At 69.7% G+C, this 14,495-nt stretch carries 11 protein-coding genes; 9 read left to right on the top strand and 2 right to left on the bottom strand.

The annotated features are described in order from the left end of the window. Positions 1–158: 158 nt before the first annotated feature. On the bottom strand, positions 159–662 hold the full coding sequence (locus ACFSL2_RS23040) for an HAD domain-containing protein (protein WP_377200076.1): 504 nt from the start codon (positions 660–662) through the stop codon (positions 159–161). Between the two features lie 599 nt (positions 663–1,261). Between ACFSL2_RS23040 and ACFSL2_RS23035 the strand changes: the two genes are divergently transcribed. From ACFSL2_RS23035 to ACFSL2_RS22995, 9 genes are all read left to right on the top strand, one after another. Beyond that, positions 1,262–2,101: a hypothetical protein gene (locus ACFSL2_RS23035; protein WP_377200075.1), complete on the top strand. Its 840-nt coding sequence runs from the start codon at positions 1,262–1,264 to the stop codon at positions 2,099–2,101. Continuing rightward, positions 2,094–3,233 carry a ParB N-terminal domain-containing protein gene (locus ACFSL2_RS23030; RefSeq protein ID WP_377200074.1) on the top strand — a complete coding sequence of 380 codons (1,140 nt, stop codon included), beginning with the start codon at positions 2,094–2,096 and terminating at the stop codon, positions 3,231–3,233. The genes ACFSL2_RS23035 and ACFSL2_RS23030 overlap by 8 nt, the downstream gene beginning before the upstream one ends. 142 nt (positions 3,234–3,375) lie before the next feature. Next, entirely contained in the window at positions 3,376–4,815 is a 1,440-nt protein-coding gene (locus ACFSL2_RS23025) for a DUF3375 domain-containing protein (RefSeq protein ID WP_377200073.1), read from the top strand. Continuing rightward, positions 4,812–5,405 (top strand): DUF4194 domain-containing protein, encoded by a 594-nt coding sequence (locus tag ACFSL2_RS23020; RefSeq protein ID WP_377200072.1) that lies wholly within the window; start codon positions 4,812–4,814, stop codon positions 5,403–5,405. The genes ACFSL2_RS23025 and ACFSL2_RS23020 overlap by 4 nt, the downstream gene beginning before the upstream one ends. Next, positions 5,398–8,778, top strand: a complete 3,381-nt coding sequence (locus tag ACFSL2_RS23015; RefSeq protein ID WP_377200071.1) for an ATP-binding protein — start codon at positions 5,398–5,400, stop codon at positions 8,776–8,778. Before ACFSL2_RS23020 ends, ACFSL2_RS23015 begins: the two co-directional genes overlap by 8 nt. Beyond that, a complete protein-coding gene (locus tag ACFSL2_RS23010) occupies positions 8,775–9,980 on the top strand; it encodes a Wadjet anti-phage system protein JetD domain-containing protein (protein ID WP_377200070.1) in 1,206 nt (401 codons plus the stop codon). Before ACFSL2_RS23015 ends, ACFSL2_RS23010 begins: the two co-directional genes overlap by 4 nt. A 77-nt stretch (positions 9,981–10,057) precedes the next feature. Further along, a complete protein-coding gene (locus tag ACFSL2_RS23005) occupies positions 10,058–10,915 on the top strand; it encodes a hypothetical protein (RefSeq protein WP_377200069.1) in 858 nt (285 codons plus the stop codon). Between the two features lie 42 nt (positions 10,916–10,957). Continuing rightward, the gene (locus ACFSL2_RS23000) at positions 10,958–12,268 is read left to right on the top strand and encodes a plasmid pRiA4b ORF-3 family protein (RefSeq protein ID WP_377200068.1); all 1,311 of its coding nucleotides are present in this window, start codon (positions 10,958–10,960) and stop codon (positions 12,266–12,268) included. A 292-nt stretch (positions 12,269–12,560) separates the two neighbouring features. Then, positions 12,561–13,118: an SMI1/KNR4 family protein gene (locus ACFSL2_RS22995; RefSeq protein ID WP_377200067.1), complete on the top strand. Its 558-nt coding sequence runs from the start codon at positions 12,561–12,563 to the stop codon at positions 13,116–13,118. A 115-nt stretch (positions 13,119–13,233) separates the two neighbouring features. Here ACFSL2_RS22995 and ACFSL2_RS22990 read toward each other — a convergent pair whose 3' ends face one another. Next, a complete protein-coding gene (locus tag ACFSL2_RS22990) occupies positions 13,234–14,361 on the bottom strand; it encodes a DUF4253 domain-containing protein (RefSeq protein WP_377200066.1) in 1,128 nt (375 codons plus the stop codon). Positions 14,362–14,495 lie beyond the last annotated feature (134 nt).

Below are 14,495 nucleotides of genomic sequence, written 5' to 3'. Positions count from 1 at the left end.
CGCTGCGGGTGCGAGCCGACCGTTTCGATCAGCGTGCGAGATCCGGACACTTGTGTCGCGGTGAGGTGGTAGTCCGTCCACAAACCAGCATCGGTCCGCTGGCCACCAGTTCGACGGGTTCGGCCCATTCGATCCAGTCGGCGACGTCGCGCGACCCGTCACGGCTCCCGCCCTTGCAGCCATGTCGCGATCTCGGCGACGCCGTCGGCAGTCAGCCCGACGGAGGACTCGACCTGGAACAGCAGCGCAGGCCCAGGATGGTCGAGGTCGACGAACCGGCGGTCCGTCTCCGTGATGACGTCGTCGACCCATACGAACGGTCGGCTCGCCGCAACCCGGACCAGGGCGCGCGTCTTCCACCCCAGACCGTCCGGGTCGCCATCGCCATAGGGCGGCAGGTCCGCGACCGACAGCTCTGGTAGCCCGACCCGCGGCCCGATCACCTTGTTCGCGTCACCCATCCAGGCGGTCGCCCACACCAGGTCGCAGTGCAGACCCAGCAGGAGCGGACCGAGGGCCGGATCGATGAGGTCGAGCTCCGGGCGCGGCATGTCAGGGTCCTCGGGCTTACCGTCGCGAGGCAGAGGCAGCATCCCGGGCCCGCCGAAGGGCAACAGCGTGCCGTCGACGTCGAGGAACAGCAGCGGGTGGGCAACAGTCACGCCCGCACGATAGCGGCCTGCGAACAGCGGCGGGCACCGGTGTGCCCCGCCTTCTCAGACGAGAGGAGGCGGGCGGTGCGCACGAACGCGCACCGCCCAGGGGATGCGGCAGATCGGGACGCCAATCTCGAGCGTCTCTGTCGCGAAGCGCGCCCCACGACGACAAATAGGTGCGCGCTCCTGACCAGGGCGTACGCCCCGCACACCAGCTGGTGTGCGCTCCAGGGTGTGCGGAAAGTGCGCGCACGATCTGCATGATCGCGCCCATGAACACGAAGTCGAGCACTCCCCCGACAGATCCCGCGTCGCACGGCGACCCGAGCATTTCGCACGGCCCGCGACCACCAGACACCGCGGCCAATCTGCACGAGTTGGGGGGCATGGACGACCCACGCATCGACCTGCGTGAACGCCACGTCCCCCGAGCGCCGGGACTGCAGAATGCGCGCCCAGGGGGACGTCGCGTGGTACCTCGACGGGTACAGGTGCATGTCACGGTGCAGGACATGGACGCCACCGATCGCATGACGCCGCCCGCCCCGCTCGGCCAGCCGGCAGAGCCACGCAGATTCACTTCACCGGAAGGCCTGCGCCAACTCTTGCTTCGACTGCATGACGCAGGCCCCGACGTCTGGTCCACCGATCCGGAGGCAGAGGCCCTGCTTGAGCACTGCGCCCACCGGTTCGGTGCGCTGGCCCGCCGGTACCGGCAGACTCCGCACGACGCCGCGGTGGCCGCGTTCGAGGTGCTGCGTGCCGCCGCGACCGCGCGTGCCGTGGATCCGTGGGCGGTGGTGACCAGAGCGGTGGAACTGACCGTGCAGGCGAACGAGCGCGCAGACGCCCTGCTGTGCTCGACCGGCAAGGCCCGACGCCTGATGTCCGGCGAGCACCACGACGTGGTCCGGTTCGGCGAGCGCGATGACGACGACCGCTCCTGGACGGACCACCTCGACGCGAACGCTGATGCCCGGCGCCGGTCGCCGGACGACACTTCCGCCGACCCGAGTCCAGTCAACGGCGTCGCTCCAGGGGAGGTTCCGGTGGCCGTGGCGAACATCGTCGAGCTGCTCGTGGCGCTCGGCTGGCCCCGCGCCGTCGCGACGAACGGCCTGGACTACATCTGCTCCCGCCTGGTCGAGGCCGGCAACCCAGCCACCGCATTCGAGTACCTGCGGCGTGACCTGACGCCACTGACCCTGCTGGACATCCCGCACCGCTCGTGGACCGCCCTGTGCCGCATCGTCCTGGGACCCGATGATGGCCTCGGGCAGGTCTCCGGTCTCCTGCGCCGTGTCCTGTCCGGCGAACCGATCGCCACTCTGCTGGCGGATCAGAAGCTCGTCGGCCAGGTCGCCCGTTCCTCACCGTCAGGACACAGGGCCATCGTGCCCGCGACAGATCGATCGGGCATGACACGGACGGTGCGCAATGCCTGACGACGCCGACGCCCTCGCCGGAGCGCTCACCGTGACAGTTGATTCGATCATCGTCGGGGCTCGCCATCGCAAGGACGCTGGCGACCTTGATTCGCTCGCCGCGTCGATCGACCAGCTCGGGCTGCTGCAGCCCATCACCGTCACGCCGGACCGGGTGCTGGTGTGCGGGTGGCGGCGCCTGGAGGCCGTCAAGCGCCTGGGCTGGGAGTCGATCAAGGTCTGGGTGCGCTCCGGGATCTCCGACCCGGTCACAGCACTGCTGGCCGAGCGCGACGAGAACACCCAACGCAAGGACTACACACCGCTGGAGAAGGAAGCCCTCTACCGCGAGATCAAGGGGCTGCTCCGCGAAGATGCCGAACGTCGTCAGGCCGAGACACGGTTCGGCGGGGCGCGGCGGAACGAGAACAAGAAGACAGCCATGGCCGATGCCAGCGGTGGAGTCCACCGGACCTCACCGGGACAGCCTGAGGGCAGGACAGATGCCGCGCAGGATCAGTCAGGACGGGGCAAGGTCCGGGAGCAGGCAGCGCTGATCGTCACCGGCAGCAAGTCGCAGAACACGCTCGAACGCCTCAGCATGCTCGTCGACCTCACCCGCGACACCACCCGGCCCGACCACATCCGCAACCTCGCCACTGAGGCCCTGGCTCGGATCCAGGACGGGCACCCGGTTTATCCGGAGTACGCAACCGTACGAGCAGCCGTCGCCGCGATGGATCCCGACCAGCAGACCATCGAACCCGTGACCGCCGCCGATTTCCAAGAGGTCCTGGCTACGGTCAGGAAGAACGCGAATCGCGCTCATGCCTCAGGCAACGGCGTGGACACGGTCACAGACCGCGAGAGTGCTCACCCTGCCGACAGGCTGCACTCCGCCCCGGCCAGCCTCCGCCAATGGGCCTCGATCTGGCCTGGCCTCAGGGGCTGGTCCGCCCGGTACGACCCCACGGTCGTCGCCGAAAATGCGTCCGAGGCGGACTGGGCCACGTTCCGCGAGGTTCTCGCGGAGACCAATGCGTTTGCTCGGCGAGCGATGGCCGCACGGAATATGAACCGGCCGCCGTCCAGCGCTGGCAGCGACCAGACCCTTTTCGACGTCCCGAACCCAGTTCCAGATGAAAACGGATGACAACGAGTGTCGTGGCCCGGCACGATCCCACGAGTCTCGGCTCCGTCAAGGGGCTTTCCTGGCTGCTGCCGTGCGGATGCATCCGGAGGTCCACCTGCTCGCGTAGTACCACTGTCGGTGGCGCCGCCTACGCTGTCTCCCGATGGATCTTGACCTCGTCGATCAGCTCCGGGAGCGCCACCCCGCGTGGCGCCTGCTGCGCGCCCGCAACGCCCCACTGATCCTGTCCTTCCTCGGCGCGCACTTCATCGACGCCAACCATGGCCCGACGGCGGCCGGCCACCTGACGGCGGCCCTCGACGACGTCCTGCTGGACCTGCACCGAACGGATCCCGACCGCTACCCGTCCGACCCGCAGGCATACCTCGACGACTGGTCCGGCACCGAGTCTGGCTGGCTGCGGCGCTACTACCCGGCGGACTCCGACGAGATCCACTACGACGCGACGCCCGCGCTCGAGCGGGCCTACCGGTGGGTCGAGGGCTTGCAGGCGCGGTCCTTCGTGGGGACCGAGTCACGGTTGCACACCCTGGTGGAGCTGTTGCGGCAGATCGTCCACGGCACGCAGGAAGACCCGGCAGCGCGGCTCGCCGAGCTGCAGCGACGTCGGGCAGAGATCGACGAGGAGATCGCACAGGTCAAGGCGGGGAACGTCGCGGTCATGGACGAGACCGCGGTACGCGACCGGTACCAGCAGTTCTCCTCGACCGCTCGCGAGCTGCTGTCCGACTTCCGCGAGGTGGAGGAGAACTTCCGGGCCCTGGACCGGTCGGCGCGCGAGAAGATCGCGAGCTGGGACGGCGGCAAGGGCGGGCTGCTCGCCGAGCTGGTCGGCAGCCGCACCGACATCGCCGCCTCCGACCAGGGGCGCAGCTTCCAGGCGTTCTACGACTTCCTGCTCAGCGAGGACCGCCAGGACGAGATGGCCGGTCTCCTCGCCCAGGTGCAGGTGATCCCGAGGATCGGCGCCGACCAGCGGTTGCGCACCGTGCACCACGACTGGTCCGACGCCGCCGAGCGCACCCAGCAGACGGTCCGCAACCTGTCCGAGCAGCTGCGGAGGTTCCTCGAGGACCGCGTCTGGCTGGAGAACCGACGTGTCCTCGACCTTGTCCGTTCCATCGAGGCGACCGCGATCGCCGTCCGCGCAGCGCCTCCGTCGGACTCGTCAGGAGTCGGGCTCGAGGTCGACCAGCCCGGGGTTGCCGTCGCGCTCCCGTTCGAACGGCCCCTGTACGACACGGTCCCGGCGTCGGCGGTGGACAGCCTGATCGCGCCCGAGGAGCCCGACCCTGCTGAGATCGACGCCCTGCTGGAGCAGCGGTTCGTGGACACCGCGCGCCTGGTCGACAACATCCTTGCCGTGGTGCCGCCGCGTAGCACCGCCGTCCTCAGCGATGTCGTGCTGATGTACCCGGTCGAGCAGGGCGTCGCCGAGATCGTGGGCTACCTGTCGCTCGGCGACCAGGAGCAGATCGCGGTCGACGTGGACGACACCGAGCAGATGGTCGTCGAGTACACCGACCCGGACGGCGTCCCGCGCCGGGTCACGATGCCGAAGGTGACGGTGACCCGTCGATGAGGACCCCGGAGGAACAGGCGATCGGCACGGCCGTGATCGGCCTGATGCGTGGCGTCGTGTACCGCGAGTCGGACGAGACCCGGTGGGTGGCGCTGGGCCGTCACGCGGGGCCGGTGCGGGACCACTTCGCGGCGATCGGCGTCGACGTGGTGATCGACGATGTCGAGGGTTACGCCTACCTGCGCGCCCGGGAGGCGGAGGATGGCGAGGAGCCGCTCCCCCGCCTGGTCAACCGGCGTGCCCTGACCTACAACGTGAGTCTGCTGCTCGTGCTGCTGCGCAAGCGCCTCGCCGAGTTCGAGGCGACGGGTGGCGAGGGACGCCTTGTCCTGAGCCGCGACCAGATCGTCGAGATGCTGCGGGTGTTCCTTGCGGAGTCGACCAACGAAGCGCGTGTACTTGACCAAGCGGTGCGCACGATCGGCCAGGTCAGGGACCTGGGCTTCCTCCGCGAGCTGCGGGGGCAGACGGACCTGTGGGAGGTGCGCCGCGTCCTGAAGGCGTACGTCGACGCATCGACCATGGGCGACTTCGACGCGAAGCTCACCGAGTACGCGACCGCCCAGACAGGAGGCGGGTCCGATGACTGACGCATTGTTCTCGGCGGTGGAGGTCGAGTCGGCGGACCGGCTCACCGGCTACCGCCTGCAACGCATCGAGGTCTACAACTGGGGGACGTTCCACAAGCACGTGTGGCCGCTCTCGCCGGCGGGGCAGACGTCCCTGCTCACCGGCGACATCGGCAGCGGCAAGTCGACCCTGGTCGACGCCGTGACGACCCTGCTGCTGCCGGCCAACCGCATCGCGTACAACAAGGCCGCCGGGGCCGACAGCAAGGAGCGCACGCTGCGCTCGTACGTGCTGGGCCACTACAAGTCGGAGCGCAACGAGACCACCGGCGCGTCCCGGCCCGTCGGGCTGCGCGACCACACGTCGTACTCGGTGATCCTGGGCGTCTTCGGCAACGCCGGGTTCGACGAGACGGTGACGATCGCTCAGGTCTTCCACCAGCGGGACCGCACCGGTCAACCCGACCGGTTCTTCGTCACCGCGCAGGCGGACCTCTCGGTCGACCCCGACTTCAGCGGTTTCGGCGCCGACCTGAAGGCCCTCAGGTCCCGGCTGCGCGCGGCGGGTGCGCAGATCGACAACGGGTTCCCCGACTACTCCCGGCGGGTACGACGGCTGCTCGGGATCCGTTCGGAGCAGGCGATGGAGCTGTTCCACCAGACGGTCTCGATGAAGTCGGTGGGCAACCTCAACGAGTTCGTCCGCGGCCACATGCTGGAGCCCGCCGACGCTGCGAGCCGTGTGAGCGGCATCGTCGACCACTTCGAGAACCTCACGAAAGCACACGAGGCCGTCCGCCGAGCGACCGACCAGCTCGCGGCTCTCGACCCGCTGATCGATCTGTGCGACCGCTTCGACGACACCGTCGAACGGCTCCAGTCGCACGTGGGCCAGCGAGACGCCGTCGCTCCGTATCTCGCCGAACGGGCCATGTCGATCCTGGCGGCCACGCTCGACCAGGACCGCACCACCCTGGCCGCCCGCGAGGGCGAGCAGCGGGACCTGGAGCGTGACCGGCAGTCGCTCGCCCCGCAGCGTGACCGCCTCGTCGGCGAGCGGCAAAACGCAGGTGGCAACCGACTCGGCGTGTTGGAGGAGGCCATACCGAAGGCCGAGCGGACCCTCCAGGACCGTACCGACCGGCGCCGGACCTACTCGCTGCTGCTCGACCAGGCGGGCCTCGACGACGTCGCGTCGTCGTCGGAGTTCACCATCCGCGCCGCCGACGTCGCCGCCCGACGCGCGGGGCTTCAGGGCGAACGCGACCGCATCGACGCCGACCGGCTGCCCCTCCTGGAGCGCCGCTCTGAGATCAACCGCACGGGCTCGGCACTGCTCCAGGAGATCTCCGGACTGGAGAGCCGGCGCAATAACCTCCCGGGCCGCCTGGTCGAGCTCCGCAAACGGCTGTGCGTCGAGCTGGGACTCGACGAGGCGGACGTGCCGTTCGCCGGCGAGCTCGTCGACGTGCGGGACGAGCACACAAAGTGGCGCGGCGCCGCGGAGCGGGTCTTGCGCGGTTTCGCGCAGAACCTCCTGGTGCCCCAGCGTCTGTACGACGACGTGACCGGCTGGGTCAACGCCCACCACCTCGGCACCCGGCTGGTCTACCTGCGGGTCCCCGAGCGCCGCGTCCCGTCCCGGCCGGCGGACCGCGGGCCGGGGCTGCGTCTGTACGACGTCCTGGAGGTCGAGGACGGCCGCTTCGCCGGCTACCTGACGGCCGAGCTCGCGTACCGGGCCGACCACCGGTGCGTCGACGACGTCGGCCAACTGCGCAGGGAGGACCGCGCCGTCACGCGCGAGGGCCTGGTCCGGGACCGGGACCGGCACGAGAAGGACGACCGTACCCGCGCGGACGACCCGCGCACATGGGTCCTCGGCCGCGGCAGCGAGCAGAAGATTGCGGCGCTCACGGCCGAGGCCACCGCCCTCCAGGAGGAGCTGAACGGGGTTAACGACCAGCTCGGCGCGTTGGAAGGCCGGCGGGACGACCTCGACGCCAGCGCCGCGGCCCTGGCGGGCCTGGCCCAGTACCCGACCTGGCGCGAGATCAACGTGGCCGGGGCCAGCGACGAGCTGACGGCACTGACCGGCGAGCGCGACCGGCTGGTCGCCGGCTCGTCCCGGCTAACGGAGATCGACCGGCAGCTCGGCGAGCTCGCCGAGCAGGAGCGCACGTTCGCCGAGCAGATCGGTGCCCTCGGCGAGGCGATCGGCGGCCTCAAGGGCGGCATCGGGGCTGCGGAGCGCCGTCTCGGCCGGGAACGCTCCATCATCGACGCACTTGACGAGACCGCCCTCGCGGGCGCCCGGGACTGCTATCCCCTGCTGGAGGAACGTCTGGGCCGCAAGGTCCCGGCCACCGTCGAGGAGTGCGATGCGACTGCCGCGACGCTACCGCGCGCCATCAACGGGGCCGTCGACGAGGCGCAGCGCCAGCGGAACGCCTACGTGACCAACATCCAGCAGCAGATGGCCGAGGTCCGGCGCCGCTGGCCCGAGGCGACCACCGAGATGGATGCGAGCGTCGCGGCGATCGGTGAGTACCGGAGTCTGCGGGACCGGGTGCGCCGCGACGATCTGCCGCGGTTCGAGGCCGAGTTCAAGCACCAGCTCAACACCAACGCCGTCCGCGAGCTGACCCAGTTCTTCTCCTGGCTGCGCCGGCAGGCCGAGCAGATCGGCGACCGGGTGGAGCGGATCAACGACGCGCTCTCGGCGATCGACTACAGCCCGGGCCGGATCGTGCGGCTTGTCGCCGAGCCGACGCCCAACCAGGAGATCAAGCAGTTCCGGTTCGACCTGCGCGCCGCGACCACCAACGTGCTCAGCCCGGACGACGCGTACACGGAGCAGCGGTTCGAGGAGGTGCGCCGCATCATCGAACGGTTCCGCGGCCGGGAGAACCACGCCGATAGCGACAAGGCGTGGACGCGCCGGGTGACGGACGTGCGCAACTGGTTCACGTTCGCCGCCTCCGAGCAGGACCGGGAGACAGGCGACGAGCACGAGCACTACACCGACTCCGACGGCAAGTCCGGCGGCCAGAAGGAGAAGCTCGCCTACACGATCCTGGCCGCGTCGCTCGCCTACCAGTTCGGCCTGGAGTGGGGGGCCGAGGCCTCGCGCGACTTCCGCTTTGCCGTCATCGACGAGGCGTTCGGCCGTGGCTCGGATGCCTCGACCCGGTACGCGCTCGGGCTGTTCGCCAAGCTCGGCCTCCAGCTCCTGATCGTGACCCCGCTGCAGAAGGTGCACGTGATCGAGCCGTACGTGCACTCGATCGGCTTTGTCGACAACCCGACGGGTGCCTCCTCCCGCGTGCACACCCTCACCATCGAGGAGTACCACGAGCGGCGTCGCGAGCATGCCGGGCAGGGAGGCGCGTGAGCGGCCGGGCGGCTCGTCCTGCCGCGCGTTGGACGACGCCGTCGGACATCGCTGCGAAGGTACGCCGACGATGGGAAGACGGCAGCCTGCTGCGCGCCCTCGCGGCGGGCGACCCGTTCCCGGTGCTCGACATCCCGGTCCACGGCCCGTCAGCCGCCGACCTCGGCGAGCGCTTCGACGAAGCGCGCGACTGGGTGGCCTCCCTGGATGCCGGCTCACGCGGCGGCCGGGCGTACGACCTGGTCAGCACCAGCGTCGGTGGCCGGAACATCGGTCGCACAGAGCTTCCCGGGCGTGCGGTGGTCGCGTCGTACGACCAGGCGTGGCGGCTTCTTGGCGTCCTCGACGACGTCGCGGCCTTCGGCCGCGTGCTCACGATCGCCGACCAGGTCCTGCCCGACGACGCCGTCCGCGCCTGGGTGCTCGAAAAGCCACTGCGAGCGCTGGCACTGGAGCCCGAGTGGCCGGCGATCACCGCCGCCTACCGGTGGCTGCGGGACAACCGCGGCTCCGGCAGATACCTGCGTCAGGTCGACGCACCTGGCGTGGACACCAAACTGGTCGAACGGCACCGGCCGGTGCTCGCGGAGATGCTCGGCGTCGCCTCACGCGCCGCCGGTTTCACGACCGACCTCGGCCTGTCCGCCAAGCCCGCGATGGTCCGGCTGCGCTGCGCACCAGGCCTGCTCGGCCTGCCCGACGTCGTGACGGACGTGACGCTGCGCCTGGACGAGGCCCGGCAACTCGCTCCCCGTGCCATCACGCAGGCGCTGATCGTGGAGAACGAGGTCACCTACCTCAGCGTGCCGGTGCCCGTCGGCGGGCTGGTCCTGTGGGGCAAGGGGTTCGACGTCGACCAGCCTGCCTCGCTCCCCTGGCTCCGGGACACCCACGTAACTTACTGGGGCGACCTCGACACCCACGGGTTCGCGATTCTCGACCGCCTCCGCGCGTGGCTTCCGCAGGCGCGGTCGGTGCTGATGGACCGGGACACACTCCTGGCCCACGAGGAACGCTGGGGTCAGGAGGATCGTCCCACTGCGGCCGCGCTCACCCGCCTGACCGAGGCTGAGGCGGCGCTCTACGCCGAGCTCGTCACCGACCGGCACGGGACGCGAGTGCGCCTGGAGCAGGAGCGGATCGACTGGGCGTGGGCTTCCGGCCAGTTGCCCGCCCGACCCGCTGGTGAGGCACCTGAGTAACCTGTCTTCGCAGGTGAGAGCCCCTGCCGCTAGGGTTTCGGTGTCCGTGCCCCCGATGTTCCCGGAGCCTCCCGACGGTGAGCGAGTACCAGTACTACGAGTTCCTCGCGGTAGACCGGCCGCTGTCTGCCGACCAGCAGGCCGCGGTGCGAGCCCTGTCGACGCGGGCACGGATCACGTCCACCTCGTTCGTCAACGAGTACCACTGGGGCGACTTCAAGGGCTCCCCGGACGAGCTCGTGCGCAAGTACTACGACCTGCACCTGTACTACGCGAACTGGGGCACGCGGCGCCTGGTGCTCAAGGTCCCGGCGGTCGCGCTGTCCGGGGTGGACCTGGACCAGTACATCGTCGGCGAGCACATGGACGCCCGCCGGTCCGGGAAGAACCTGATCCTGGACCTGGGGTCCGAGGGCGATACCGAGGACTACTGGGACGAGGACGAGGAATGGACGCTCGGCGACTTCGCCGCTTTGCGGTCCGAGCTGCTCGGCGGCGACGTCCGGCCTCTGTACCTCGTGTTCCTTGCCGCGATCGGCGTGTGGGCGATCGACGAGGACGCGTTCGACTACGCCGACGGTGACGTCCTTGAACCTCCTGTCCCAGATGGACTCGGAGAGCTGACCGGGGCGCAGCAGGCACTGGCCGACTTCCTCCGCCTGGGCACTGACCTCCTGGCCGAGGCGGCAAGCACGAGCCGGCCGCGCGACGCCGTCGGGCAGCCCGCCCCGCGGGAGTGGGTGACCGCGCTGCCGACGAAGGTGAAGGACGACGCACTGGTCGCGCTGCTGGCGGGCGACCATGCCGCGGCGAGGGCCCGGCTGCTGCGCCGGCTCGGAGGTACTGCCTCGACCACGGCGACCGAAGGTACGCGCACGATCGGTGAGCTCCTGGACGCTGCCGAGAAACGCAGGCAGGAACGAGACGAGCGCTGACCGTACGCAGCGCCTCTCCGCCGTGGTCGGTACGGTGGCCCGGTGAGCGATCACCCCGACCCCTCGCCGACCTCCGGGACGACGGCGGGAGCTTCCCCGACCGTGCTCCGGCTCCGGATCGACCTCGACGACGCGCACCCACCGATCTGGCGTCGACTGGACCTGCGCTCCGACCTCACGCTCGACGTCGTGCACCAGGTCATCCAGGACGCGTTCGGGTGGGCGGACTCGCACCTGCACCGGTTCGCCGTCGGCGGGAGCGTGTGGGACCGCGGCGCCCAGCTCTTCCTGTGCCCGTACGACGTCGCCGAGGGCGAGGCCGAAGGAACCCCGGAGGAACAGGCCCGCCTCGACCAGCTGCTGAGCGAGCCCGGGGACGTGCTGCGGTACGTGTACGACTACGGCGACGACTGGCAGCTCACGCTCCGCCTGGAGAAGACCCTGCCCGCCGAGCCGGGCACTCCCCCGGCCGTGTGCGTGGACGGAAGGCGCGCAGCACCACCGGAGGACTCCCGATTCGAGTACATGAACGAGGGTCTGGCCGCTCTCGTCGAGGACCCGGACCGGTTCGAGCCCTCCGAGGTGAACGGGCTCCTCGAGCGGCCCTGGTACGCGCTCCGCGCCCGCGGCCTGCACCCACGCCTGCTGGAGCTGGTGAACATGCTCTCGCTCACCAACGACGGCGCCGAGCTCGGCACTAGGCTCGCCGCCCTCCCGGACTCACCAACCCGGCCGCCCGACGGCGAGCTCCGGACCGCGCTCGGTGCTCACCTGTGGTTCCTCGACCAGGCCGGCGACGGCGGCATCCCGCTCACCACTGCGGGCTACCTGCGCCCTGCGGCCGTGGAAGAAGCAGCCACCTGGATCCCCACGATGGCGGACTGGATCGGCAAGGCGAACCGCGAGGACCTCACCTACCCGGTAGCGGCCTTCCGCGAGGCGCTGGTCAAGAAGCTCAAGCTCCTGCGCAAGTTCAAGGGAGCGCTGCACCTCACCCGCGCCGGCGGCGCCGCCCGCGACAGGCCCGCGAGGCTGTTCGACCACCTCGCCGCGTCGATCGCCCCGCCGCAGGAGCGCGGGCGGTTCGTCGTCGACGCCGATCTGCTGGTCCTCGCCTACGCGGCCGTCACACCTGACGGCGAGCTGCCCCTGGACCGGATCGCGGCCCACCTGACCGACCTCGGCTACGAGCACGACGACGGCCGGCCGGTCGCCGGACACGTCCTCCATCAGTACGCGGCCAACGTGCACGACGTCCTCGTCAACGTCGACGCACCGCCCGCAGGACGTCGAGCGCGGAGTCAGATCAGCACGGTCGCGGCGACGCTGGCCCACGCAGCTCTGCGGCACTGAGATATATCGGCCTCCTCCACCTACGGCTTCCTTGCCTCCACGACAACCCGACGAGATCGAGACGAAGCTGAGCAGCAGCCCGACGGCTCGACGATTCACCGGACACTGCGACGCGCTCGGTACTGCGGAATTGATGCGGTCCCGCCCGGTCTGGGACCGTTGCAGCATGTCCTTTTTGTCAGGCCTGCCGCGCGCTTGGGTGACCTTTCAAGTTCCTGGCACAGCGCCGCAGAGGCTTCTTGCCACCTACGTTGGTTACGCGAACGACCAGGTCCCTCCCACGCCGGTTGATGTGGCCGACCTCGCGTGGTTGGAACGCGCAACTCGCCATCCGATGGACTACATGGCCAGTGCTTTCGACGATGCCGTGCGGGACATCTCCGCACAGGGCGTGACCGACCTCGCCGGAAGCGACACCACACTGCCCGACGACCTCACCTGGTTCCTACAGGATGGCGGACTCCGTGACCGGCTGCGCAGCGCGACCAGCTCCTACTTCGATCTCGGAGATACAGCCGTCACCGTCGACGGCGGTCGCTTGGTGCACCTGATCTCCGACTCCCAGTGGGTATTCCACTGGCTGCTCTACCTTGGCGAGGACGGCAGTTCAGCGGTAGTCGGTACCGGCTTCCCCGCTGGGTTCGACCTCGACGCGGACGAGTACGAGGACGCGGACTGCCTCCACGAGGACCGGCACTACATCCTGGTCGCTGACTCCTTCGCCGAGTTCATCTGGCGGTGGTGGATGGACAACGAGATCTTCTACCGAGCTGTCGTCGGGAAGGCGAGTCTGACAACGGAGCAAGAGGCGTACGTCGCACAGTACGGTCCCCCGACAAGCCTCGACTGACCTAGAAAGTGGGGGAAGTGCGTCGAGGTTGCGCACGACCGCTCCGCTGCCGCCGCCGTCGTGCGGTTCGCCCGGGCGATCATGCGGCCGAGCTGGATCCCCCAGGACCAGGCGTTCAGTCCCACCAGAAGACCCACATGCCCAGGTCGAGCAGACTCGCTGCGTACTCATCGAACGTCTCGTGACGGCCCTGGTAGGTGCTGTCGGGGCAGAAGATCAGGTGCTCGTGCGCGATGGCCGTGGCGTGCTCCAGGTCGGTGGGCGGGTGAGCGATCGTCAGCCCGATCTGGGCCGAGGACAGCACCACGAGCCGCGCTCCGAACCGTTCCTCCCACGAGCGCAGCACCGCGGTGAGCTGGGTCTTCGTCGCGGTGTGGTTCGCCGCTCCGGTCCAGCCCGTGACGGCCAGGACGTCGGCGCTGCGCTGCGCGGGCACCAGAGCGAGGCCGTTGCGGGGTGCCGTCCTCGGGGCAGCGCCGAAGTCGCGGACCACGGAGTCGGCAAGGTAGTCCGCCGCTGCGCGGTCCGCCGCCCCGCGAGCAGCGGCGGTGAGCCCCGACCACCGGCTGAGGACGCCATCGTCGTCGACCCCGTAGAAATCCGTGTACTGCGCCTTGATGTCGCGCAGAGCAGTCTCTGCGTCCAGCGCGTCCAGCGCGTCCACTTCAGCGAGCGGGACCTGCGGTCCCCAGGGACACGGCCCATCGTCGGTGAAGTCCACGACAACCGGGTACAGACCGGTCCGGCCCGCAGCGGCCCGCAGCGTTGCATAGGGGGTACCGATGTCCTCGAGGAAGTCCGTCGTCACCCATGCCCGCGGGTCGACTACCCCGGCACCCGTCCGGCCGGACCAGGGCACATAGGTCAGCATGCCCGGCGGCAAGTCTGCGGGTAGGTGGGGAAAGGGCGTGGTCACGGGGAAGAAATCGGCGACCAGGCCACCCTTGGTGGCAACCGCTGCGGCGACCGCCGCGTCCACCGCGTCCACCGCCCCGGGTAGCGGAACCCCAATCGCTCGGGCGTGGAGGGCTCCGAAGACGCGATGACAGAGCACCGACACCACCCGCCGTTCCAACCCGGTTGCAGCTTCCACGGCCTCGTACGCACTGACCATCTCCATGGCCGACGTCACCGTGCGCAGCACCGCTTTGACCAGCCCGACGACGTCCACACCAGCCGGCAGCACTACCTTCTGGTCCGGGAGCATGCCGCCGAGGACCACACCCTGCGAAGTCTCAGTCATGGCCCGGACCATAGCCGCAGATCTGACACGGCTTTCCACCGAAGCCGCATTTCCACGCCGAGCCCGATGAAGAGACGCTTCTTAGCCGTGAGCGCCTGGCAGGATTCGCGGCATGACACCGCGTCTTCAAAGAG

This window comes from Promicromonospora aerolata (genome assembly GCF_042682255.1).
Taxonomy (GTDB): domain Bacteria; phylum Actinomycetota; class Actinomycetes; order Actinomycetales; family Cellulomonadaceae; genus Promicromonospora; species Promicromonospora aerolata.
This window is presented reverse-complemented; position numbering and strand designations above follow the sequence as displayed.